The sequence below is a fragment of the Microbacterium bandirmense genome (genome assembly GCF_037204185.1).
Taxonomy (GTDB): Bacteria; Actinomycetota; Actinomycetes; order Actinomycetales; family Microbacteriaceae; genus Microbacterium; species Microbacterium bandirmense.
Genome location: NZ_JBBDGM010000014.1, coordinates 48,779 through 72,129, shown reverse-complemented (window position 1 = coordinate 72,129; position 23,351 = coordinate 48,779). Strand labels below are relative to the sequence as shown.

Here is a 23,351-nt window from a genome sequence, read left to right as displayed (position 1 = left end):
GATCACCAGGCCGTCTCAATCGTGCCGTTGGACTCGATGACCTCGCGCACCTGGTCACTGGTGAACGCCTTCTTCAGCGCCTCGGTCGCCGCCGAGTCGGCATCCTTCTGCTGCACGACCACGTTCAGCGCGTGGGTCGGGTCGAGCTCCGTGATCAGTCCGTCCTCAGCGGGCGTGAGACCGAGCGCCTTGATGTGCGACGGCCACTGGAACACCAGATCGGCCTCTTCATACGCCGCGTTCAGCGAGGCGATCGGCACCTGCAGGAACTCGACGTCCTTCGGGTTCTCGACGATGTCCTTCACCGTCGACGCATACGGGTCGACCTCGGGGTCGAGCGCGATCACGTCGTTCTCGGCGAGCAGCTTCAGCGCACGACCGGTGTTCGACGGGTCGTCGGGGATCGCGACGGTCGCACCCTCGGGCAGATCGGCGATGTCGTCGAGGGTCTTCGAGTAGAACGCGATGACGAAGTTGTACACCGGCTGCACGCCCGTGAGCGTGCCGTCGTTGGCCTCGTTGAACGTCTCCATGTACGGGATGTGCTGCGAGAAGTTCGCGTACACGTCGCCGCTGTTGAGGATGGTGTTCGCGGTGATGTAGTCGCCGACCTCGACGAGCTCGATCTCGTAGCCGTCCTCGATCGCCTCACCGGCCGCCTCGACGACGTCCGTCATCGGCGACATCACGGCTGCGACCTTGAGCGTCTGCGGGGCACCTGCGGCAGCATCCGACGACTCGTCCGCGCCTCCGGCGCAGCCGGTGGCGACCAGGGTCGCTGCGAGCACTGCCGCCAGCAGACCGGCGCGTGACTTCTTCATCTTCTCTTCTTCTCCTCGGTTGGGGACTTCCGCGGCTGTGACGCGGTTCAGCGGCGGTCGAGCCGCACGGACGTGCGGTGACCGACCGCCTGGATGGCGAGCACGCACACGATGATGATGACGATCGTGAAGTACATCAGTCCGTCGTTGTACTCCTGGTAGCCGTAGCGCATGGCGAAGTCGCCGATGCCGCCGCCTCCCACCACCCCGAGCACGGTCGAGTAGGACAGCAGGCTGATCGCCGCCGAGGTGAGCGCGTAGACGAGCCCGGAACGCGCCTCGGGCAGCAGCATCAGGAACACCGTCTGCGGCACCGTCGCCCCGGACGCCTGCGCGACGCGGGTGATGCCGCGGGGGATCTCGCGCAGGATCTGCTCGGTCAGCCGTGCGTAGATCGCCACCGCCACGACGCACAGCGGCAGCGTCGCCGCCTGGGTGCCGAAGCTCGTGCCCATCACCAGGCGCGTGAACGGGATGAGGAACACCGCCAGCAGCAGGAACGGGAACGAGCGCACGATGTTGATGTACAGATCGGCGATCGTGTAGACGATCCGGTTCTCTGCGATCCCACCGCGGGTCGTGAGATACACGATCGTGCCCAGCGGCAGGCCGAGGAGCACGGCCGCCAGCAGCGAGACGAGCATCATGTACCCGGTCTCAGCCAGCGACGTGGCGATGTCCTCGCCGTACTCGGCGAGCAGTTCGGTGAGCCAGGTCATGACATCAGCTCCCGCTTGACCTGCTCGTAGTAGGTCGGCAGCGAGCGCGTGCCGGTGGACGCCACCGGGAACACCTCGCGCAGCCGGCCCTTCTCGAGCAGGGCGGCGCGGTCGCAGATGGCCTTCACGACGTCGAGGTCGTGGGTGATGACCGCGACCGTGGCGCCGAGCTTCTCGCGGGCATCCGACAGCACCCGCAGCACGTCGCCCGTGGTCGACGCGTCCAGAGAGGAGGTCGGCTCGTCGCACAGCAGCAGCGCCGGGCGCGATACCAGTGCGCGGGCGAGTCCCACCCGCTGCCGCTCGCCGCCGCTGAGCTGCGCGGGGAAGTGATCGGCGCGGTGCGAGAGGCCGACGAACGAGAGGATCTCATCGACGGCATCCCGCTGCTGCTTCCGGCTGCGAGCCTGCCCTCCGTCACGCCGGTCGAGGCGCAGCGGCAGCCGCACGTTGTCGCGCACCGTGCTGTTGCTGAGCAGGTGCACCCCCTGGAAGACCACGCCGATGTCGCGCCGCAGGGCGCGCAGTCCCGCGCGATCGAGCGTGGCGACGTCGGTGCCGTCGACGGTCACCGTGCCATGCGTCGGATGCTGCAGACCGTTCACCAGTTCGAGCAGGGTCGACTTGCCCGCGCCGCTCTCGCCGACGATGCCGAGGATCTCACCGCGGTGGATGCTGAGAGTCACGTCCTCGAGCGCCGGCGTGCCGTCGGCGCCGTCGCCGAACCGCTTCGTGACGCCGCGGAACTCCACGAGCGCGGTATTGGCAGGTGCCATCGGGATGGGTCTGACTTTCGTGAGGGAGAGTGGGGCGCCGAGGCCCGCAGCGGGCCGACAGCCCTTTCTGTACGCGATCCAATTATACGGTTCAACTAGGGTGAGGGCATGGCTCTGAAGTACCGGACCGAAGCGACCAACAGCGGCGGCGGAGACGCGACCAGCCGGGTGATCGACGGCATGGAGGTCTCGGTCTCCTCCCCGCTCGGGTCGAACCCCGACCCCGACGCCACGAATCCCGAGCAGCTGCTCGCTCTGTCGTGGGCGACGTGTCTGAACTCCACAGCGCAGGCGCTCCTGAAGCGCCGGCGGCGCACCGCAGTGCGGGTCGAGGTCGAGCTGCACTCGGTGGAGAGCGGGGTCGGATACGAGTTCGAGGTCGACGCGTACCTGTCGCTCGAGGGCGGCTCCCCCGAGGAGACCGCCGAGCTGCTCGCGGCGGCCGACGCCCGCTGCCCCGTCTCGAAGCTGCTCGCCGGCGCGGCGACCGCGCGCGTGCACACCGAGGAGTACGCGGCCGCCTGAGCCGGGTGGCTCGGCTGGCCTGGGTGGCTCGGCTGGCCTGGGGGGCTCGGCTGGCCTGGGGGGCTCGGCGACAGCATCCGCCACAGTTTTCCGCGTCTGCGCCATCGATCGATGCAGCGGATGCAGGAAACTGGCGCGGATGGGCGGCTGCGCTGGGCTCAGTGCGCGGCGATCACGGCGAGCACGGCCTCGCCGTAGGCTTCCTTCTTCTTCGCCCCGACGCCGCTGATGCCGTCGAGCTGCGAGATCGAGGCGGGGCGATGCTCTGCCAGCGCGCGCAGCGTCGCGTCGCCGAACACGATGTACGCCGGCTTGCCGATCTCGCGCGCGGTCTCGGCCCGCCAGGCGCGCAGCGCCTCGAACAGATTCCGGTCGCCCTCGGCGAGGGCATCCGACGCACTCGTCTTGCGGGCGCGGCTCGCCGTGACCCGCCCGATCGTGTCACGCCGCAGCGGCACGGGCGTCTCGCCGCGCAGCACTCCCGCAGCAGCGTCACCCGGCGCGAGTGTGCCGTAGTCGCCCTGCGCGACGAGGATGCCGCGGGCGAGCAGCTGCCGCACGACGCTGCGCCAGTCCTGATCGGTCAGGTCGGCACCGATGCCGTAGGTCGCGAGCTGCTCGTGCCCCATCTTGCGGATGCGGTCGGTCGAGGCCCCGCGCAGGATGTCGACCAGGTGTCCGGCGCCGAAGGCCTGATTGCGCTCGCGCTTCAGACGCACGATCGTCGACAGCAGCTTCTGCGCGGGGATCAGCCCGTGGTACGTCTCGGGCGGCTGCAGGCAGGTGTCGCAGTTGCCGCACGCGCCGGACTCCTGCCCGAAGTAGCCGAGCAGGTTCTGCCGCCGGCACTGCACCGTCTCACACAGCGCCAGCATGGCGTCGAGGTGCTGACCCATCCGCATCTTGAACGTGCGGTCGCCCGGGCTCTGATCGATCAGTCGACGCTGCTGCACGACATCGCCCAGGCCGTACGCCATCCAGGCGACCGACGGCTCGCCGTCTCGACCGGCGCGACCGGTCTCCTGGTAGTAGCCCTCCACGGATTTGGGCAAGTCGATGTGGGCGACGAAACGGACGTCTGGCTTGTCGATGCCCATCCCGAACGCGATGGTCGCGACCATGACGACCCCGTCTTCGCGCAGGAAGCGCGCCTGATTGGCTGCGCGCACCTCGGCGGGGAGACCGGCGTGGTACGGCAGTGCGTCGAGACCCTTGGATGCCAGATACGCGGCGGTCTGCTCGACGGACTTGCGGCTGAGGGCGTAGACGATGCCGGCCGCGCCGTCGGGCTGCGAGCGGATGAACTCGACCAGCTGCGAGCGCGGATCGACCTTCGGCACGATGCGGTACTGGATGTTCGGCCGGTCGAAGCTCGCCACGAAGTGCTCGGCCCGCGCTCTTCCACCAGCACCGTCGAGGTGCAGACGCTCGGTGAGCTCCTTGTGCGTGGCGCGGGTCGCGGTGGCGGTGAGCGCCATGCGCGGCACCCCGGGGAACCGCTCGGCCAGGTCGCCGAGCGCGAGGTAGTCGGGGCGGAAGTCGTGGCCCCACTGCGATACGCAGTGCGCCTCGTCGATCGCGATCACGCTGAGCACGCCACGCTGCAGCAGCTGCGTGGTCTGCGGCGACGACAGCCGCTCGGGCGCGACGTAGATGAGGTCGAGCTCGCCCGCGACGTACGCCCGCTCGACCTCGCGCCGCTCGTCGATCGACTGCGTGGAGTTGAGATAGGCCGCCCGCACGCCGTTGGCGCGCAGCGCGTCGACCTGGTCGTGCATGAGCGCGATCAGCGGGCTGATCACGAGCCCAGTGCCCTCGCGCACCAGCGCGGGCACCTGGTAGGTGATCGATTTGCCGCCGCCGGTGGGCATCAGCACGACGGCATCCCCACCCGCGATTACGTGCTCGACGATGGCGGCCTGATCGCCGCGGAACGCGTCGTAGCCGAAGACCGTGCGCAGCGCCTCGGCGGGCGTGGCGAAGCGGGACGGCGCCGCCTGCGCGGGCGGGGCGAACGTGCTCGTCGGCATCGCCCCGGGGTCTCCCGCCCACTCGCCCTCCTCCGGAGGCGGGGCGTCATCCCACGGGACGTCGCCATACGGGTCGTCGTACTCGTCGGGCGGTTCGGGCAGGGGCAGGTCGGCGTACGGGTCGCTCGGATCCTGCGGTGGCATGCCTCCAGCGTAGCCATGGCCGGGAACGTCCGGCCGCCGCTCGGACCGATCGGGGGATGCGCGCCGACGGAGCGCCCGATCGCCTCAGACGACGGCGGCGGGGCCGTCGGTCGGCACGCGGATCGCCTTGACCTCGAGGAACTCCTCGAAGCCGTAAAGGCCGAACTCCCGGCCGATGCCGGACTGCTTGTACCCGCCGAAGGGGGCGAGGAGATCCATGCCGCCGCCGTTGACGGTGACCATGCCCGCCTCCAGCCGGCCCGCGACCTCGAGCGCCTCGTCGAGGTCTCCGCCGTACACGGCCGCGTGCAGGCCGTACTCGGTGTCGTTGGCGATCTCGATCGCCTGCTCCAGGTCGTCGTAGGACTGGATGGACAGCACCGGGCCGAAGATCTCCTCCTTGGCGATCGCCATGTCCCCCGTCACACCGGAGAACACCGAGGGGCGGACGTAGTAGCCGCCGGCGTTCTCGGCCGGAACCTCCGGCTCCTCGAGACCGCCGACCACGAGTTTCGCGCCCTGGTCGATGCCCTTGCGGATGTACTCGCGCACCCGTTCCTGCTGCGTCTGCGACGCCAGGGGTCCCACGACGACGGAGGAGTCGGTGGAGGGTCCGACCTTCACCCCGCCCATGACGTCGGCGGCGACCCGCTCCACCTCGGGCAGGAGTTCGGCGGGGACGACCATGCGCGTGAGCCCGTCGCAGCGCTGGCCATTGTTGAGTAGCAGGTCCTGGACGCCGAAGCGCACCGCCTCCTCGAGCGGGGCGTCGGGCAGGATCACCAACGGGCTCTTCCCGCCGAGCTCGAGGGCGACCTTTGCCACCTTCTGCGCGGCCAGCTCGCCGATGCGGCGCCCCGCCCTGGTCGATCCAGTGAAGGTCAGCATCCGCACGTCGGGGTGCTCTACGATCGCCTCGCCGACCTCGAGGCCGTTACCGAAGACGATGTTGATGACGCCGGCGGGCAGGCCGGCCGCATCCAGCGCCTCCGCGAAGACGGCGGCGGTGAGCGGGGCGATCTCGCTGGGCTTGACGACGACGGTGTTGCCCGCCGCGATCGCGAACGCCGCCTTGACCGTGACCAGGTGCAGCGGGAAGTTCCACGCCGTGATCGCGCCGATGACGCCGAAGGGCTCGCGCGCGACCTTGTTCTGGCCCACCTGCTCGATGAACTCGTAGCTCTCCAGGATGTCAGCCGCGGTGTTGAAGCTCATCACGGGGGTCATCGTCTGCGAGCCGTAGGAGATCTCCTGGTTCGCACCGACCTCGCGCATGACGAGCTCGGAGAGCTCCTCGTGCCGGGCCTCGAGCTCGCGGGCCACGGCGCGGAGGTGCTCGGCGCGCGCGGCCGCTCCCATCCGCCACCAGCCCTGCTGGGCGCGGGAGGCTGCGGCGACGGCGTCCTCGACGTCCGAGCGCCCGCTGAGCGGCGCGGAGCCGATCACAGCGCCCGTGTTGGAGTCGAACACCTCGGCGACGGCGGTCGTGGAGGGCGACGCCCAGCGGCCGTCGATGTAGTTCTGCGTCACATCGCGACGGGGGAATTCACTCATCTGTCTCTTCTCTCCTGAGGGGTCGGTCGGTGTCCGAGGCCGGGATGAGCCTCGGGGGTTCGAAAGCGGTGACGGGCGGCGCCTCCCCGGCGAACGTCTCGACATCGACGAGGCACGTGTGCGAGGACGGGCCCTGAGCGAGCGCGGAGGTGCCGATGTCGAGGGTGAGGACGTTCGGGTTGCCGTGCTTGTCCAGCGGGGCGGGGTCGGCGGGGTCCACCGGGTCGTACCAGGCGCCGGTGGGCAGCGCCACGACGCGCTCCAGGAGCGTGTCGTCGATCGTGGCGCACGCGATCGTGGCGCCGCGGTCGTTGAACACCCGCACGAGGTCGCCGTCGCGGATGCCGCGGGCGCTCGCATCGGCGGGGTTCATGCGCAGCACGGCGCGGTCCTCGCGCTTGTGCCGGCGGCTCTCCTGACCGTGATCGAGCTGGCTGTGCAGCTTGCCGTCGGGCTGCGGCGAGACGAGGTGCAGCGGATGCCGCCGTGCCAGCGGGGAGCCCAGCCACTCGGCGGGCTCCATCCATCTCGCCCAGCCCGGGCAGTCGGCGTAGCCGAACCCCGCGACGGTCTCCGAGTACAGCTCCAACCGGCCCGAGGGTGTGCGCAGCGGATGCGCCTCGGGATCGGCCCGCAGCTCGCTGAACGCCGTGGGCAGGGTGCGCGGGATCTCGAGCGGGATGCTGCCGCGTTCGCGCAGCTCGGCCATCGTGGGCAGGTCGATGCCGAATCCGGCCGCCTTCGTGCGGGAGCGCCCCCACAGCTCGACGACCCATTCCCAGGCGTCCCTGCCCTCGGTGAACTCCTCGGCGCACCCGAGCTTCTCGGTGACGGCGGAGAACACCTCATAGTCGGTGACGACGCCCTCCGGGGGCTCAGCGACGCGGTCCATCCAGCTCAGCCAGCCGTCGGCCATGCCGATGGCGAAGTCGTTGCGCTCGAGCGAGGTGGCCACCGGCATCACGATGTCGGCGTGCTTCGCGTGCGCGTTCCAGAACGGCTCGTGCACGATGATCGTGTCGGGCTTCTCCCAGGCGCGACGCATCCGGTTCAGATCCTGGTGGTGGTGGAAGGGGTTGCCCCCGATCCAGTACACGAGGCGGATATCGGGATAGATCAACCGGCTGCCGTTGTAGTCGAAGGCGCGACCCGGGTTGAGCAGCAGGTCGCTGATGCGCGCGACGGGGATGTGCGTGGCCACGGCGTTGCGCCCCTGCGGAAGCGCCGCGGCGGGTGAGCGCCGGTCGCCGTGGTGCGCATTGTGCATGGAGGAGTAGCCCGTGCCGATCCCGCCGCCGGGTCGACCCATCGAGCCGCTCATGGCCGCCAGGGTCATCGCCGCCCAGTAGCTCTGCTCGCCGTGGTGCTGCCGCTGCAGCGACCACGTCACGCCGATGAGCGTGCGCCGGGTGGCGATGCGCTCGGCGAGCGCGAGGATCCGCTCGACGGGGACGCCCGTGATCCCGCTGGCCCATTCCGCGTCCTTGACGACGCCGTCGAGCTCGCCGCGGAGCTCCTTCTGCACGACGTCCCAGCCGACGCAGCACCGTTCGAGGAAGTCGACGTCGGCCCGGCCGCTGTCGAGGATCGTGTGCGCGAGGCCGAGCATCAGCGCCACGTCGGTGTTGGGGCGCAGCGGCAGCCAGTCGGCGCCCAGCTCGTCATTGGTGTCCGAGCGGATCGGGGTGACGATCGTGAAGTGCACGCCGTTGCGCGCCGCCTCGACCTGCCGGAGCACCGTCAGGTGCGAGCCCACGCCGCCGGGGTTGATCTGCGGACTGCGGCGCGGCAGCCCGCCGAAGGCGATGAACTCCTCGGTGTGCTCAACGATCTCCTCCCAGGAGGGCACGGAGCGCAGGAACCATTCGCGGTCGCCGACGAGATGAGGCAGGACGATCTCGTCGGCGGCGTGCGAATACGTATTGTAGGAGCGCGTGTAGCCGCCGATCGCGTTGAGGAAGCGGTGCACCTGGGACTGCGCGTGATGGAACCGCCCCGCGCTGCCCCAGCCGTAGGAGCCCCCATAGATCGCCTCGTTGCCGTGGTCGCGGCGCACGCGGTCGAGCTCGGCGGCGATGAGCTCCACGGCCTCCTCCTGCGAGACCTCGACGAACTCCTCGGCGCCGCGCCCGGTGCGCCGCCCCTCCAGCCAGCCGCGGCGCACCGCGGGGCGGAGGATGCGGCTGCGCCCGCGCAGGATCCCGCGGTAGTTCTGCCCGATGGGGGACGGATCCGCGTCTTCGGGCACGGGTCGGACGTCGACGACCTCGTCGTCGCGCGTGTCGACCTCGTAGCTCCCCCAGTGGGAGGCTGTGCGGCCCGTCCTCGTGCTCATGCCTATCCGTTCACCTCGAGGCGTCCGTCGACGCGACGGGGGATCCCCAGCGGGTTCGACTCCTGCAGCGCCGGCGGGAGCAGGGCATCGGTGAAGGACTGGTAGGCGACCGGCCGGAGGAACCGTCGGATCGCGGTGGCGCCCACCGAGGTGTGCATCGCGCTGGAGGCCGCCGGGTACGGACCGCCGTGCTGCTGGGCCCAGTTCACCGCGACGCCGGTGGAGACGCCGTTGAGGATGATACGGCCGACCCGCTCCGTCGCCGCGGCGGCGATAGCCGCCACGGCATCCGACTCCGCATCCTCGGCGAAGACCGAGAGCGTGAGGGATGCGGGGAGGCGGTCGATCACGTCGACGACCTGAGCGATCGTGCCGTAGCGCACGACCAGGGCGGCCGGCCCGAAGCACTCCGCGATGAGCTCGTCGGCGCCGAACAGCGACGCCACGGCGACCTCGTTCAGCGCCGGGGTCGCGGCCGATCCCGTGCCCGCGCTCGGCGTGACGAGCGCGGCGGCGTCGGCGGACGCGGCCACGGCCGCGGCCCCCTTCATGAACGTGTCGCGGATGTCGATCGAGAGCAGATGGATGGCGTCGGAGGCGCCGATGCGCTCGACGAGGGCGCTCACCACGGCATCCCCGGCCGCGCCTTCGGGGAGGAAGACGAGTCCGGGCTTGGTGCAGAACTGCCCACCGCCCAGCAGCACGGAGTCCGCGATGGTCGCGGCGATCTCCGCGCCGCGCTCCGCGGACCCCGGTGTGACCACGAGCGGGTTCAGCGATCCCATCTCCGCGTACACCGGGATGGGCTCGGGGCGCGCGGCGGCGAGGTCCATGAGCATGCGCCCGGCCCGCTCGCTGCCGGTGAAGCCGACGGCACGGATGCGCGCATCCGCGACGACGGCCGTCCCAGCCTCGCGGCCGTAGACGACCGAGACGGCGTCCTCGCCGGCGGCGGTACGCCCGGCGGCATCGCGCAACAGCGCGACGACGGCCGCGTCCAGCGCCGGATGCGCGCCGTGCGCCTTGACGATCACCGCGCATCCTGCGGCGAGCGCCGAGGCGGTGTCGCCGCCCGCGGCCGAGAAGGCGAACGGGAAGTTCGAGGCGCCGAACACCGACACCGGACCCAGCCCGATGAGCATTCGCCGCAGGTCCGGCGAGGCGTCGGTGGCGTGATCGATCGTCGCCTCCGCGAAGGCGCCGTCGCGCAGCACGGCCGCGAACAGCCGGAGCTGAGTGGCGGTGCGGGTCACCTCGCCGTCGAGCCGCGGGCGGCCGAGGGCGGACTCGCGGTCGGCGATGTCCACCAGGCGCTCGCGGTCGCCCTCGAGCGCGGCCGCCATCGCCTCCAGCATCTCCGCCCGGTCGGCGAAGCTCATCGCCGCGAGCCGGGCGGTCGCCTCGACGGCCGCCGCGCACAGTCGCGCGACCGTCTCCGCATCCGTCTGCTCCGCCACGGTCTCCACGACCTCGCCGGTGCGCGGATCGATCGACCGGACCGGTTCCGTCGCCGTCGTCATGCTGCCCATTCCGGGGCCTCCTTGCCGATGTGCTCGAGCATCTTGGCGGCGCAGCGCAGGGCGACCGCGCCGATCGTGCTCGTGGGGTTGACGGCGCCGCCGGTGGGCAGCGACGATCCGTCGCAGATGTACAGGCCCGGGGCGTCCCAGGCGCGGTGCTCGCCGTCGGTGACCGACGTCGCCGGGTCGTCGCCCATCCGGGCCGTGCCCATGAGGTGCCAGGCTGGGGGCATGTAGTCGCCGGAGGGCCCGAAAAACCGGTTGACCTTGACCTCGTGCGCGCCCGCGGCCTCGGCGATCTCGACCGCCTTGCCACACGCGTACTCGAGGAGCCGGTCGTCGTTCTCGTCGAGCCGGTAGTGCACGAACGGCGCGGGGACGCCATCGGCGTCGACGAGTTCGGGATCCAGCGTCACCCGGTTGGACTCGATGGGGAGGTCCTCGGTCTGCACGAGGATCGCGAAGCCGCGGTTGAGGTGCTTCTCCATCCACTCGTGGTGGCCCTCGCCCCACGGCGCGACGTTGCCCGAGTGCGAGCCGTTCGCCTGGAAGCCGGGGCCGTTCATGCCGCTGCACAGCAGGGTGAAGCCGTTGACGAAGCCCCGCTCCGGGTCCGTCTCGGCGAACTCCGCCGTGTAGGCGGCGGCGCAGATCACGCCCTTGTGCGGGTCGAGCATCTCATCGGTCCAGGCCTCGACGATCGCCAGGCCGTGGAACATGAGGTTGCGCCCCACCTGGTCCGAGCTGTTCGCGAGCCCGTTCGGGTGCGAGTCGGATGCCGACGCCAGCAGGAGTCGCGGCGTGCCGATGCCGTTGCCGCACACGACGGTGCGCTCGGCGGGCTGGAAGAACCGTTCTCCGCTGGTGGCGTCGACGTAGATCGCCCCGGTGACCCGGCCCGCGTCGTCGCTCTCGATCCGGACGACGCGCGCACCGGTGCGCAGCTCGACGCCCGCGGCGAGCGCGCGCGGCCAGTAGGTGTTGTGCGAGCCGGCGAGCGCCTCGATCGAGCATCCGCTCTGGCAGTCGCCGCAGTAGTTGCACGCGGCGCGGCCGCGGTACTCGCGGGAGTTCACCGCCATGGGGAAGGGCCACCAGTGCCAGCCGAGGTCGTCGCACGCGCGGCCGAAGGCGCTCCCGCGCTTGCCGATCGGCAGCGGCGGGTTCGGGTACGGGTCGTGCGGCGGGAAGGCGGGGTCGCCATCGAGCCCCGACACACCCATCGAGCGGTCGTTCTCCGCGTAGTAGGGCGAGAGGTCGTCGTACGAGTACGGCCAGTCCTCGCTGCGGCCGTGCTCCTGCTTCTTCACGAAGTCGGTCGGCCGGAACCGGGGCCACGCGGCCGTGTAGATCGCCGTCGACCCGCCGACCTCGTTGAACATCAGCGGCTGCACGGCGTCGGTGCCGATGGGGTAGTCCTCGCGCCACGCGCGCGTGTTCGGCGAGGTGCTCCAGCGGTACTGGCGCTCGAGCTCGTAGTAGCGGTCGCCGTGGGGTCGTGCCGCGCCGGGCATCCAGCGGCCCTGCTCAAGGCAGACCACCTGCACCCCGGCCTCGCCGAGCGTGCAGCTGATCGCGCCGCCGGCCATGCCGGCGCCGATCACGAGCACCTCGACGGAGGGGAGCACAGTGGGTGTGACGTCGTTCATGATGCAGTCCTCAGAGGCATGCCGACCTTGTCGGCGGGGATCCAGACGATGCGCGAGCGGTCAATCCGGGAAAGGTCCTCCGACGTGATCGGATCCATCCGGTAGCCCCCCGGCTGCGGCGCCTCGTTGATGTCGTAGCCCTTCGCCCGCATCACGCGGATGACGGGCGGCTGGGCGTAGTAGGCGTAGTACACGCAGCGGCGCAGCAGCTCGAAAGCGACCGGGTCCGCTTCGGAGAGCTCGGTGAGCGCGGAGATGCGCTCGGCCGGCGACGCCTGGGCGAAGCCATCGGCCGCGTCGAGCCGCGCGATCGTCCCGGCGACCTTCTCCCGCTCGTCCTCACGGAGTCGCGGGAGGAGGTCGGCGCCCAGCTGCAGCGCGGAGGGCGCCGGCCAGTCGCCGGACGGCGGGATCATCGTGTCGGCGACTGCGTCGATCGCCGAGGCGAGGTCGTCAGTTCTCACCGGCGGGCTCCAGGATCTCGTACGGGCTGTCGGTCGGCCAGGTCGGCAGCAGCGGGACGAGCATGATGCCGCCCACGACGGCCAGGCGCATCGTGGTGTCGCCGGTGTTGAAGACGCGGTGGTCGACGTTGACGCGGTTGAGCACCGCGTCGCCGGTGTTCAGCGGGAAGGTCTCGCCCTCCTGCTCGACGTATCCGGTGCCCTCGATCACGAGGTACACCTCTTCGCAGTTGTGGCGGTGCAGCGGCGAGTGGTGGCCGGGGTCGATCTCGACCACGCCCAGGCACAGGGTGGCCGCGTCGAAGCCCATCTCGGGGTAGATCAGCTTCTTGTCGCGCACGCCGGTGCGGCCGACCTCCATCGGGGCTCCCGACCCGAACTCGTCGGGGCTGATGACGACGCGCTCTCCGGCGGCATTGTGCTTCTCGGTGGTGGTGATTGCCTGCGTCATTGCTTCTCCTTTGTCGTGTCCTTCGGCGCGGATGCGCCCTCGGAGGTCTCGTTCTGCGAATAGGTGATGATCCAGCCGACCGCGGCGTCCAGGTGGTCGCGCATGGCGGAGGTGGCAGCGGCCTCGTCGCCGCGGCGCACCGCCTCGAGGATGCGCCGGTGGTCGTCGACGGCGCGGCGGCGCTGACCGGGGACGGAGAGGGAGAGGCGCCGCTCCACCCCGGCCACGTCCTGGATCTGATCGACGAGCGTCGTGATCGCGGTGTTGTCGATGCAGTAGCCGAGCAACCGGTGGAACTCGGCATCGGCGGCCACGGCCTTGGGATGGTCGAAGTCGTCGCCCTCGGTCATCTCCACGAGTGTGGCCTCCATGGCGCTGAGATGCTCCTCGTCGCGCCGCAGCGCCGCCAGCCCGGCGATGCCCGGTTCCACGGCCCGGCGCAGCTCGAACAGCTCGAGGATGTGCAGGTCCTTGGCGATCCAGTCGGAGATCGGCGCATCGTGCACCGGCTCGGGCAGGCGCGCGTACGTGCCCGAGCCCGGGCGGGTCTCCACGTACCCGGTGGACTGCAGCACGCGCAGCGACTCGCGCAGGGAGATGCGGCTGATGCCGAGCTGCCGGCACAGGTCGCGCTCGGCGGGAAGTCGCGCGCCGACGGGGATCTCCCCGCTCTCGATGAGCTCGCGGATCTGCTCCACGGCCGCCGTCCACAAGGGCTTCGGCGACAGCGGCGAGTAGGGGCTCGTGTTCTCGGTCATAGCACCCGATACTCCTCTACAACGGCCAGGACCGGGGTCGGGGCGAGCCCGGGGCCGGCGAAGGGACGCGCGGTCCCGTTCTCGATGACCAGCGGCTCCGAGAGGAGTCCGTCGCGGATCGGCCATGGGCTCACATCGCGGAGGATCGGTCGCGGTGCGCCGACGACGGCGCACAGGGTGGCCATCGCGGCGAAGCCGATGTCGGAGGCGTAGTGGTGCGTGCTGTAGCCCAGGCCGCGCTCGCGGGCGACCCGCGCCCCGGCGATCCCCGCCTCCAGCCCGCCAACGCGGGCGAGGTCGGGCATGAGTACCTCGACGAGGCCGCTCTCCGCGAGAGAGACGAGCTCTTCCGCGCTGTAGCAGTTCTCGCCGGCGGCCAGCGGCATCGTGGCGATTTCGCGCAGGGCCGCGAGGCCCTCGCGGTCGTCGCGGGACAGCGGCTCCTCGAGCCAGCCGAGGCCGTAGGGATTCAACCGCTCCACCATGGTGCGGGCCTCGTCGCGGGTCCAGCCCATGTTGACGTCCGCGTAGAGCCGATCGCCGGCGACGGCCGAGACCGCCTCGACGAGGGCGACGTCGTCGTCGGGGTCGAAGCCGACGCGCACCTTCACCGCGGCGTACCCCTCCTCCAGAAGACCCGTGGCGGTGTCGGCGACCTGGGCGGGCGAGCCGCCGAAGCCCACCGCATACATCGGGATCACCGCGTCGGTGCCGCCAAGGAGCTGCCAGACGGGCGCGTCCTGCATACGCCCCCAGGCATCCCACAGCGCCATCTCGACGGCGCCGATGGCTGCGCTGATCGCCGTATGCGACCAGAGCAGCCGCAACCGGTCGGTGCGCTGCCGCAGCACCGCGACGACCGCGGCGATGTCGGCGGCGGCTTCCAGACGCTGCCCTTCGGCGATCGGCGCGATGCCGGCCACCGTCGCGGCCCGCTCCTCCATCGACCACAACGGGAAGGTGACGCTCGTCTCGCCCCAGCCTTCCGTGCCGTCGGCGAGGCGCACGCGGACCAGACCGACGTTGCGCTCGTTCGCGGTGCCCCAGGAGAAGACCGCGGGTGAGGGCAGCGGCGTGCGCAGCCCGATGAACTCGACGCTCGAGATGGTGTTCACTTCCGCTCCTGCACTCACTTGATCGCTCCACTCGTCAGGCCGCCCACGAGGTAGCGCTGCATGAACACGGCGGCGAGGTAGACGGGGAGGATCGCGGCCATCGACGCCGCCGCCATCTGCCCGAACTGCACGCCGCGATCGCCCTGGAACAGCGAGATCGCGACCGGCAGCGTCTGCGCATCGTTCTTCTGCAGCACCGTGAGGGCGAACAGCAGCTCGTTGTAGTTGAGGATGAGGATGATGATGCCCGTGGCGATGAGGCCGGGCACGAGCAGCGGGATCACCACGCTGCGCATCATCCGCATGGGGCCCGCGCCGTCCAGCTGCGCGGCCTCCTCCAGCTCGGCCGGGATGCGCTCGACGAAGGGCTCCAGCAGCGCCGTCGCCACGGCCACGTTCACGAGGCCGTAGATGAGCGCGAGGCCGATCGAGCTGTTGATCAGCCCCATGCTGCGCAGGAGGAAGAAGAGCGGGATGATCGCGACGACCGGCGGGGCGACGAAGCTGGCCAGCACGTACAGCGGGAGGAATCCGCCGCCGGTGCGGAAGCGCACGATGGCGAACGAGACGAACACGGCGATCGCGAGCGACAGGATGCATCCGAGCACCGCCGCCACGATCGAGTTCAGCGCGTACAGGGCGATCGGCATCCGATCCCACATCGCCGTCCAGTTGTTCAGCGTGAGCTCGGTGGGGATGATCCCACCGGTGGCGATCTGCGACTGCGGCGTGAACGAGAGCACGAGCAGGTACACGATCGGCAGCAGGATGCCCACGAGCACGGCCGCCCACAGCGCACCGTGACCGATCGCCGCACCGCCTCGGCGGGCCTTCCGGCCTGCGGAGCGCTTCCGGGGAAGCGGGCCGCGCCCGGCCGTCGTGATCAGCGCCGTCGTCGTCACCGACGCTGTGCGCGCCGACTGGGGTTGCAGTGTCTGGCTCATCATTCCCACCTCGTCCGCTTGCGCAGGATGGTCACCGGGATCGTGACGATCGTGACGACGATCACGAACAGCAGCGTCTGCGCCGCCGCGTACCCGACGTTGAACTCGCGCAGGCCCGTCCGGAAGATGAGGAAGCCGGAGAGCATCGAGGCATCCGCCGGACCACCGGAGGTGAGCACGTACACGAGATCGAAGATCTTGAAGGAGATGATCAGCTTGATCAGCAGCACCGCGGTGAGCGTCGGCATGATCATCGGCAGTGTGATGTGGCGGAACGTCTGCCACGGGCCGGCGCCGTCGATCTGCACGGCCTCGTAGACCGTGCCGGGAAGGGCGAGCAGACCCGCGTAAATGATCAGGGCGACGAACGGGGTCCACTGCCAGGAGTCCGCGAGCGCGACCATCACGATCGCCCAGACCGGCGAGCCCAGCAGCGAGATCGGCTCACTCGTGATCCCGGTCTGCAGCAGGATGGCGTTCAGGATGCCTCCGTTGGGCGCCAGCACGAGCTTCCACACCACGGCCGCCATCACCGGCGGGGTGAGCAGCGGGAGCAGGATGATCGTGCGGATCACGTTCTGCCCGCGCGTCAGCTGGCGCATGAGCAGCGCGATCCCGAGGCCGAGCACGAGCTGGAACAGCGCCGTGGCGATCGCAAACACCGTGGTGCGCATGAGTCCGCCCGTGAAGGTCCCGTCGGCCATCGCCGCGGAGAAGTTGTCTCCTCCGACGAACTCCTGGAACGGCTTGCCCAGCGTCGAGCGCGACAGGCTCGACGCGACGAGGTAGACGAGCGGGTAGACCGTGACGATCAGCCCGGCGATCAGTGCGGGGCTGGAGAAGAGCCAACCGAGGCGACGGTTGGCCCTCCCCACCGTGGAGACGGGATCAGCCAAGGATCTTCTCCCACTCCTCCTGCGCCTTCTTCATGGTCTCCGCGGGGTCACCGTCCGTGGAGATCATCGTCGCCAGCTCATCGGTGAGCGCCTGGAACAGCTCCGGCGCCTCCTTGATGGTCGGCCAGGTCAGCACGCCGTTCAGCGAGGCGGAAGCGGCCTCCTGCACCTGCGGGTTGAACTCCTTATACTCCTCGGCGTCGAGGGTGGACAGGCGGTTCGGGTCGATTCCGGTGCCGGCGGTGGTGATGAGCTTCAGGTTGGTGTCGTGGCTCGTCGCGAACAAGACGAACTCGCGGGCGAGGTCGGGGTTGTTCGCCGAGGACGAGATCGTCATGGCGAATCCGGCGTCCAGCGCCGCGAGGCTCTGCTCCGCGTCGCCGCCCACGGGAAGCTGCATGACGCCCCACTTGCCGACGATCTGCGACTGCGACTCGTCCTGCGCGAAGGTGCCCAGGTCGGTCCAGAACTCCATGAACGCGACCTTGCCCGAGAGGAACGCCTGCAGCGCCTGGTCGAAACCGGTCTCCAGGGGCGTGGGCATCGCGTCGGCCGAGACCTCCTTGAGCGCGGCGGCCGCGCCGATGGCGGCCTCGGTGTCGAGGGTCGGCTTGCCGTCGTCGTCGAGGAAGGAACCACCGAACCCGGCGAGACGGTTGGCGTAGGTCGACATCAGGATGATCGGGGTCTGCTGGCCCATCACGGCCGCGCCGTAGACGCCGTTCGCCTTCTCAGCCGCGGTGATCGCGGCGACCGCGTCAGCGTACTCGTCCCACGTCGTGGGCGGCGCGATGCCGTTGCGGTCGAGGATCTCCTGGTTGTAGAAGAGCACCTCGGTGTCGCCGTCGAAGGGGATCGCGTAGCGCGTGCCGTCGACGAGCGAGTATGCGTCGAAGATCGACGGGATGAAGTCGTCGGAGTCGGCGTCCTCCAGGAGGTCGTCGACCGGGACGATGACGCCGCCGTCGGCGAGCGCGCCGATCTCGGTGTACCAGGAGTCGAAGACGTCGAACTCGGCCGCACCGGACTGCACGTCCAGGGTCGCCTTCTGCTGGAGCTCGTCGTAGGGGACGAGCGTGACGTTGACGGTCACTCCGGGGTTGGCGGCCTCGAAGTCCTCTTTGAGCATCTCGGAGGCGCCGGCATGGGTCTGCGGGAAGAGCACGTTGAGCTCGCCGCCCTCGGAACCGGACGAGTCGGAGCCTCCCGTGGAGCAGGCGGCCATGCCCGCCGTCGCGAGGCCGAGGACGAGCGCGATGCCGAGACCGCGGGTCGTGGAACGGGTGCGGTGCATTTCGAATCTCCCTCGATTCAGTGGCAAGGATCTGACGAACACTGGGAACAGAATTGGGGAACTGGTCTGTCCAGTTGCCCAATCTAAGGGCTCCCCCTGGGAATGTCAACACGAATCCCATCCGCCCGCCGTATCCCCGGCGCGACCCGGCCCCAGAGCGCCCCGCCGGGCGTAGGTTGGGGGCAGGACGCGCTTCAAGGAGGACGCATGACCGACATCGCCGTGACCCGCAACGACGACGCCTCGCGTTACGAGATCCATCACGACGGAACCCTCGCGGGTTTCGCCGAGTACGACCTGCGCCCGGTGGGGGATGCGCCGGAGCAGATCCGCTTCATCCACACCGAGGTGGACCCGGCGTTCCAGGGCAAGGGCCTGGCCGGACGCCTGGCCGCGGAGGCGCTCGCCGATGCCGCGGAGCGCGGCCTCGGCATCGTCCCGATCTGCCCGTACATCGCCGGCTATGTGGAGAAGCACGAGATCCCCGGCGCCCGCATCCTGCCCGCCCCGGAGACGCGCCCCGCGCAGCAGCCCGACGATCCGCAGGCCTCGGAATGACCATGCACGGCCCACGCTCCATCCTGCTGGAGCCGCGGAAGGTCCCGCTGGGCGGGGTGCGCGACATGGACGTCAAGCGCATCCTCCCCGACCGCGAGCTGCCCACGATCGGGCCCTGGTGCTTCCTCGACCGGTTCGGGCCCAACGACGTGCAGATGCGACTCTTCCCGCACCCGCACACGGGCCTGCAGATCCTCACCTGGCCGCTTGTGGGCGGCATCCATCACCGCGACTCCGTGAACAGCGACGTCGTTGCCGAGCGCGGACAGATGAACCTCATGACCTCGGGCGGCGGCGTCTCGCACTCCGAGTACTCGGTGGGCGACGGCCCGGTGACGCTCGATGCGCTGCAGTTCTGGATCGCCCTGCCCGAGGCCTCATGCACGGGCACCGGGACCTTCGAGCAGCACAGCGATCTGCCGCCCGTCGCCCTCCCCTCCGATGACGGACCGGCGGGCGAAGCCGTCGTCGTCATGGGCGAGCTCGCCGGGGTCACCTCTCCCGCCACCGTCCACCATCCGACCGTGGGTGCCGAGATCCGCCTCGAGGCGGAGACCCGGCTCTCGATCCCGTTGCACATCGGCTTCGAGCACGCCGTGCTCGTCGTCGACGGCGACGCGCACGTGGCGGCGAAGGAGGTGCCGGTCGGGTCGATGCTCTTCCTCGGTGATTCCCGCGACCGCGTCGAGCTGTACACCGAGGAGGGCGCGCTGCTGTTCCTCCTGGGCGGTGCCGTCTTCGAAGAGGACCTCGTGATGTGGTGGAACTTCGCCGGCCGCAACCACGAAGACGTCGCCGCTGCCCGCGAGGACTGGGAGTCGCAGTCCGGCCGCTTCGGGCACGTCGTCGGCCACGGCGACGAGCGCATCCCGGCTCCGCCTATGCCGGCGGTGCACTTCAAGCCCCGACGACGCCGCGCGGCCTGAGCGGATGCGGGCCGGCGCCCGCGTTTCTCCGGCTCTCGCCGTGCTGTCGTTCCCCGCGCGCCAGTAGGATGAGCGGGTGGCGAAGAACCCCGTGCTGACGACCCGCGTGCTGTTGATCTGCGCGGCCGTCGGCGTCGCCACGGGACTCGTCTCGGCGGGCGCCGGCTACATCAGTGTCCCCGTGTCGGCCGCGCTCCCGGTGCTCTACGGCCTCGTCCTCGGCTCGCACGTGCTGCCGGGCATCGTCGCGCAGTCGCTGCTGCGCGTGCCCGGAGTGGCGCTGATCACCCACGTGCTCGCCGCGCTCGTCTCCAGCGCCTTCGCCCCGGCGTGGGTGCTCCGCTACCTCGGCACGGCGCTGCTCATCGGCGGCATCCAGGAGGGCATCACCGCACTCGGGCGCTACCGCCACTGGGGGCTCGGCCGCTTCCTGATCTCGGCCGTGATCGTCGGCGTCATCCTCGGCGTGCCCATCGCCTTCGCCGTCGACCTCGACCGCTTCGAGCTGTGGGCACGCATCCTGTACCTGGCGATGTTCATCATCGGACCGGTCATCTGGACGATCATCGGGGCCCGTATCGGCATCGCCCTGCGCCGGGCGGGCGTCGTCACCCGCGCATAGGCGATGCAGGTAAGCCTCAGCTAATCTGGAGGGCGTGCCTCCTTCCGCCCCACTGCTGCGCGTACGCGATCTGACGATCACGTACCCGGGGGGCGAACGCCCCGCGCCGGAGGGCCTGAACTTCGAGGTGCACCCTGGCGAGGTCGTGCTGGTGCTGGGCCCAAGTGGTTCGGGCAAGTCCACGCTCACCCTGGCGCTGAACGGCCTGCTGCCGCAGTCGGTACCCGCCGAGCTCGACGGCACCGTCGACGTCTCCGGCCGCAGCACCATGGAGACGCCCGTGGCCGCGCTCAGCTCGGACGTCGCGATGGTGTTCCAGGATCCGGATGCGCAGCTGGTCACCGGCAGCGTGCTCGACGAGGTCGCCTTCGCCCTGGAGAACATGCTCGTGCCGGCGCCCGAGGTGGTCTCCCGCGCGGAGGCCGCGCTGCGCCGGGTGGGCCTGTGGAAGCGTCGGCACGAGAACCCCGACCTCCTCTCCGGCGGCGGACGCCAGCGGCTCGCGATCGCCTGCGCCATCGCCATGGGCTCGCCGGTGATCGTGCTCGACGAGCCGACCGCCAACCTCGATCCCCAGGGCATCGACGACGTCTACGGGGCGCTGGGCGACCTCATCGCCTCCGGCGAGCGCGCGATCGTGCTCGTGGAGCACAACCTCGACGCCGCGATGCGCTTCGCCGGCCGCTGCATCGTGCTCGACCAGCAGGGGCGGCTCGCCTTCGACGGCCCGGTCGACCGCGTGCTGCGCGAGCACACCGAGGAGCTGCTCGCGATGGGCGTATGGCTCCCCGCCGCGACCCTCGCCGCGCATGCCCTGCGCGAGCGGGGCATCCTTCCGGCTACTCTTCCGCTGCCGTTGACACCGGAGGAGCTGGCCGCGGCAGTGGCCGCTGTTCCTGCGGCGGAGCTGCCGACGCGTGTTGTGGATTCGGCGGTCGCCGAGGAGCCCGCCGACGGATCCGACGTCGCGGTGCGCGCCCGGAACCTCATCGTCTCCCGCGGCCGCACCGAGATCCTGCACGGGATCGACCTCGACATCCCGCGCGGATCGCTCACCGCGATCGTCGGCACGAACGGCGCCGGCAAGACCACGCTCATCCAGGCGCTCGCCGGGGTCGTGCCGCCGCCGAAGGGCCGCGTCTCGGTCGGCGGGATCGACCCTGGCCGCGCCGCCCCGCGGGACCTCACCGCGCGCATCGGCTTCGTGTTCCAGAACCCGGAGCATCAGTTCATCGCGCACACCGTCTTCGACGAGCTCGCGCACGGGTTGCGCCTGCGCGGCACCCCGGATGCCGAGATCGCCGAGCGCGTGCAGGGGATGCTCGTGCGGTTCGGGCTCGAGGAGAAGGCGGATGTGCATCCGTTCCTCCTCTCCGGCGGCGAGAAGCGGCGGCTGTCGGTCGGCACCGCGCTGATCACTCGGCCGGATGTGCTCGCGCTCGACGAGCCGACGTTCGGCCAGGACCGCGCCCGCGCCGACGAGCTGCTCGGATTACTCGAAGGGCTCCGGGACGAGGGGACGACCATCGTCATCGTCACGCACGACCTCCAGCTCGTCGCCGACCGCACCACGCACACCGTGATCCTCACCGACGGTCGCCTGCACGCCGCCGGCCCCACCGCGCAGCTGTTCGCCGCGGAGGGGCTGTTCGAATCCGCAGGCCTGCGCCTGCCCGCCATGCACCGCGCGCTCGACCCGGCGCTGCGCGGCTACCTCGCGGAGGCCGCCCGATGACCGCCGCCCCCGCCGTCACCGGTTCCGTCGCCGTGGTGGACCCGTACGCGTCCGACGCCACCGCATCCGGTATCCGGTTCCTGCATCGGCTGAACCCGCTGTCGAAGGTGGCCGCGGTGCTGCCGGCGATGATCATGCTGATCTTCGTGCGCGACCTCGTGACGCCGCTGTGCTTCATCGTGCTGTCGTACGCGCTGATCCTCGTGGGCGCACGGATCCGTACGCGCACCGCCGTGCTGCTCTTCCTCGCCGTTCCGCTCGGCATGCTCGCCATCGGGCTCGGGTTCTCCCTATGGGTGGATGCGGCCGGCGTCGAACACACCGCGCCGTTCCTGCAGATCGGCGGATGGACTCTGTTCACCGGCGCCCTGCAGGTCGGGTTCGCCACGGCGCTGCGCCTGGCCGCGATCCTCGCCCTCGCCCTGATCGGCGGACTGACGACCACCGGCCCCGACCTCGTGCGCGCGAGCATCCAGCAGCTGCATGTGCCATATCGGATCGGGTACACGGCGCTTGCCGCCTACCGCTTCGTGCCGCGGTTCGGGTACGAGCTAAGTGTGATCCGTGCGGCGCACCGCGTGCGCGGGCACGGCACCGGCGGGATGTGGGGAGGCCGCGGTCCCTTCGCGCGCCTCGCCCGCGGATGGGGGTACATCGTGCCGCTGCTGGCCGGCGCCATCCGCCATGCCGAGCGCGTCGCCCTGGCGATGGACGCCCGCGCGTTCGGCGCGCATCCGACGCGCACGGAGCGCCACCTCGTGCCGTTCCGCACCCGCGACATCGTGTTCATCGCCGCGTTCCTCGCGGTGTCCGCGGCGATCCTCGTGATCACGTTCCCCTGGCATCCCTGACCGGAAGGCCGTGATGGCGACCTCGAACAACAGCACGACCTCCCCGAAGAAGGCGACCCGCGCCCGCACCTCCACGACCCTGCTGCTCACCTGCGCCGCCCTCGGCGTCGCCGGGGGACTGCTGCTCGCCCCGGCCAACTGGCTCTCCACCGTGCTCCTGACCCTCGGCAACCCGGTGCTGTCGGTCGCGATCACGGGACTGTGGGTGCTGCCGTCGGTGATCGCGCTGCGACTGCTGCAGAAGCCGCTCGTCGGGATCCTCGTGGGGGTCATCGCCGGGCTCGTCATCGTGCCGTTCTCCGGCTACGGGTTCATGAGCGTGGTGACCAACGCATCCTGGTCGCTGTTCGCCGAGTTGCCGTTCCTCGTGGTGCTGTGGCGGTACTGGCACACCTGGCAGCACTACGCCGGCGCCGCACTGCTGGGCGTGGTGTACCCGTTCTTCGCGTGGGCGTTCTTCGACATGGGTGCGCAGCCGCTGTGGTCGCAGATCCTGTTCTTCGTCGTGACGCTCGCCAGCTGCCTCGGTGCCACGGCCCTGGGCATCCTCATCGCCGACAAGCTGCGGGCCGCGGGCGTCGGCCGCCGCTGACCGGTCAGGGTCTCTGACCCCCGACCCCGATGTCGGTGGCCCGCGATACGGTGACGATACGACCGGGGGCGA

At 70.4% G+C, this 23,351-nt stretch carries 22 protein-coding genes; 7 read left to right on the top strand and 15 right to left on the bottom strand.

Going from position 1 to position 23,351, the window contains the following annotated elements:
* Positions 1 to 2: 2 nt before the first annotated feature.
* From WDU99_RS14510 to WDU99_RS14500, 3 genes are read right to left on the bottom strand one after another with little or no spacing between them, the layout of a single operon-like run.
* On the bottom strand, positions 3 to 821 hold the full coding sequence (locus WDU99_RS14510; RefSeq protein ID WP_337333173.1) for a MetQ/NlpA family ABC transporter substrate-binding protein: 819 nt from the start codon (positions 819 to 821) through the stop codon (positions 3 to 5).
* A 47-nt stretch (positions 822 to 868) separates the two neighbouring features.
* Positions 869 to 1,540 carry a methionine ABC transporter permease gene (locus WDU99_RS14505; protein ID WP_337333172.1) on the bottom strand — a complete coding sequence of 224 codons (672 nt, stop codon included), beginning with the start codon at positions 1,538 to 1,540 and terminating at the stop codon, positions 869 to 871.
* A complete protein-coding gene (locus tag WDU99_RS14500) occupies positions 1,537 to 2,316 on the bottom strand; it encodes a methionine ABC transporter ATP-binding protein (protein ID WP_337333171.1) in 780 nt (259 codons plus the stop codon). The genes WDU99_RS14505 and WDU99_RS14500 overlap by 4 nt, the downstream gene beginning before the upstream one ends.
* 108 nt (positions 2,317 to 2,424) lie before the next feature.
* Between WDU99_RS14500 and WDU99_RS14495 the strand changes: the two genes are divergently transcribed.
* Complete coding sequence (locus WDU99_RS14495) at positions 2,425 to 2,841, top strand: OsmC family protein (protein WP_337333170.1); 417 nt, start codon at positions 2,425 to 2,427, stop codon at positions 2,839 to 2,841.
* Between the two features lie 158 nt (positions 2,842 to 2,999).
* Here WDU99_RS14495 and recQ read toward each other — a convergent pair whose 3' ends face one another.
* From recQ to WDU99_RS14435, 12 genes are all read right to left on the bottom strand, one after another.
* A complete protein-coding gene (gene recQ / locus WDU99_RS14490) occupies positions 3,000 to 5,015 on the bottom strand; it encodes a DNA helicase RecQ (RefSeq protein ID WP_337333169.1) in 2,016 nt (671 codons plus the stop codon).
* 84 nt (positions 5,016 to 5,099) lie between these two features.
* Positions 5,100 to 6,569 (bottom strand): aldehyde dehydrogenase family protein, encoded by a 1,470-nt coding sequence (locus tag WDU99_RS14485; protein ID WP_337333168.1) that lies wholly within the window; start codon positions 6,567 to 6,569, stop codon positions 5,100 to 5,102.
* Entirely contained in the window at positions 6,562 to 8,904 is a 2,343-nt protein-coding gene (locus WDU99_RS14480; RefSeq protein ID WP_337333167.1) for a molybdopterin-dependent oxidoreductase, read from the bottom strand. Before WDU99_RS14480 ends, WDU99_RS14485 begins: the two co-directional genes overlap by 8 nt.
* Before the next feature lie 2 nt (positions 8,905 to 8,906).
* Positions 8,907 to 10,433, bottom strand: coding sequence for an aldehyde dehydrogenase family protein (locus WDU99_RS14475; RefSeq protein WP_337333166.1), 1,527 nt, complete (start codon positions 10,431 to 10,433; stop codon positions 8,907 to 8,909).
* Positions 10,421 to 12,073, bottom strand: coding sequence for a GMC family oxidoreductase (locus WDU99_RS14470; RefSeq protein ID WP_337333165.1), 1,653 nt, complete (start codon positions 12,071 to 12,073; stop codon positions 10,421 to 10,423). Before WDU99_RS14470 ends, WDU99_RS14475 begins: the two co-directional genes overlap by 13 nt.
* A complete protein-coding gene (locus tag WDU99_RS14465) occupies positions 12,070 to 12,537 on the bottom strand; it encodes a gluconate 2-dehydrogenase subunit 3 family protein (RefSeq protein ID WP_337333164.1) in 468 nt (155 codons plus the stop codon). Before WDU99_RS14465 ends, WDU99_RS14470 begins: the two co-directional genes overlap by 4 nt.
* Complete coding sequence (locus WDU99_RS14460) at positions 12,527 to 12,988, bottom strand: cupin domain-containing protein (RefSeq protein ID WP_337333163.1); 462 nt, start codon at positions 12,986 to 12,988, stop codon at positions 12,527 to 12,529. The genes WDU99_RS14465 and WDU99_RS14460 overlap by 11 nt, the downstream gene beginning before the upstream one ends.
* Complete coding sequence (locus tag WDU99_RS14455; protein WP_337333162.1) at positions 12,985 to 13,746, bottom strand: FadR/GntR family transcriptional regulator; 762 nt, start codon at positions 13,744 to 13,746, stop codon at positions 12,985 to 12,987. Before WDU99_RS14455 ends, WDU99_RS14460 begins: the two co-directional genes overlap by 4 nt.
* Positions 13,743 to 14,861, bottom strand: a complete 1,119-nt coding sequence (locus WDU99_RS14450) for a mandelate racemase/muconate lactonizing enzyme family protein (protein WP_337333161.1) — start codon at positions 14,859 to 14,861, stop codon at positions 13,743 to 13,745. The genes WDU99_RS14455 and WDU99_RS14450 overlap by 4 nt, the downstream gene beginning before the upstream one ends.
* Before the next feature lie 14 nt (positions 14,862 to 14,875).
* Positions 14,876 to 15,805: a carbohydrate ABC transporter permease gene (locus tag WDU99_RS14445; RefSeq protein ID WP_337333160.1), complete on the bottom strand. Its 930-nt coding sequence runs from the start codon at positions 15,803 to 15,805 to the stop codon at positions 14,876 to 14,878.
* Positions 15,805 to 16,701, bottom strand: a complete 897-nt coding sequence (locus tag WDU99_RS14440) for a carbohydrate ABC transporter permease (protein ID WP_337333159.1) — start codon at positions 16,699 to 16,701, stop codon at positions 15,805 to 15,807. The genes WDU99_RS14445 and WDU99_RS14440 overlap by 1 nt, the downstream gene beginning before the upstream one ends.
* Positions 16,694 to 17,995 (bottom strand): ABC transporter substrate-binding protein, encoded by a 1,302-nt coding sequence (locus WDU99_RS14435; protein ID WP_337333158.1) that lies wholly within the window; start codon positions 17,993 to 17,995, stop codon positions 16,694 to 16,696. The genes WDU99_RS14440 and WDU99_RS14435 overlap by 8 nt, the downstream gene beginning before the upstream one ends.
* A gap of 207 nt (positions 17,996 to 18,202) precedes the next feature.
* Here WDU99_RS14435 and WDU99_RS14430 point away from each other — a divergent pair, with 207 nt between their 5' ends.
* The 6 genes from WDU99_RS14430 to WDU99_RS14405 all read left to right on the top strand — a co-directional run bounded on the left by WDU99_RS14430 (position 18,203) and on the right by WDU99_RS14405 (position 23,279).
* A complete protein-coding gene (locus tag WDU99_RS14430; RefSeq protein WP_337333157.1) occupies positions 18,203 to 18,553 on the top strand; it encodes a GNAT family N-acetyltransferase in 351 nt (116 codons plus the stop codon).
* A 2-nt stretch (positions 18,554 to 18,555) separates the two neighbouring features.
* The gene (locus tag WDU99_RS14425; RefSeq protein WP_337333156.1) at positions 18,556 to 19,479 is read left to right on the top strand and encodes a pirin family protein; all 924 of its coding nucleotides are present in this window, start codon (positions 18,556 to 18,558) and stop codon (positions 19,477 to 19,479) included.
* A gap of 76 nt (positions 19,480 to 19,555) precedes the next feature.
* Positions 19,556 to 20,101 carry an ECF transporter S component gene (locus WDU99_RS14420; RefSeq protein ID WP_337333155.1) on the top strand — a complete coding sequence of 182 codons (546 nt, stop codon included), beginning with the start codon at positions 19,556 to 19,558 and terminating at the stop codon, positions 20,099 to 20,101.
* Between the two features lie 34 nt (positions 20,102 to 20,135).
* A complete protein-coding gene (locus tag WDU99_RS14415; protein ID WP_337333154.1) occupies positions 20,136 to 21,836 on the top strand; it encodes an ABC transporter ATP-binding protein in 1,701 nt (566 codons plus the stop codon).
* Entirely contained in the window at positions 21,833 to 22,687 is an 855-nt protein-coding gene (locus WDU99_RS14410) for an energy-coupling factor transporter transmembrane component T family protein (RefSeq protein ID WP_337333153.1), read from the top strand. Before WDU99_RS14415 ends, WDU99_RS14410 begins: the two co-directional genes overlap by 4 nt.
* A gap of 13 nt (positions 22,688 to 22,700) precedes the next feature.
* Complete coding sequence (locus WDU99_RS14405) at positions 22,701 to 23,279, top strand: ECF transporter S component (RefSeq protein ID WP_337333152.1); 579 nt, start codon at positions 22,701 to 22,703, stop codon at positions 23,277 to 23,279.
* Positions 23,280 to 23,351: the final 72 nt, after the last annotated feature.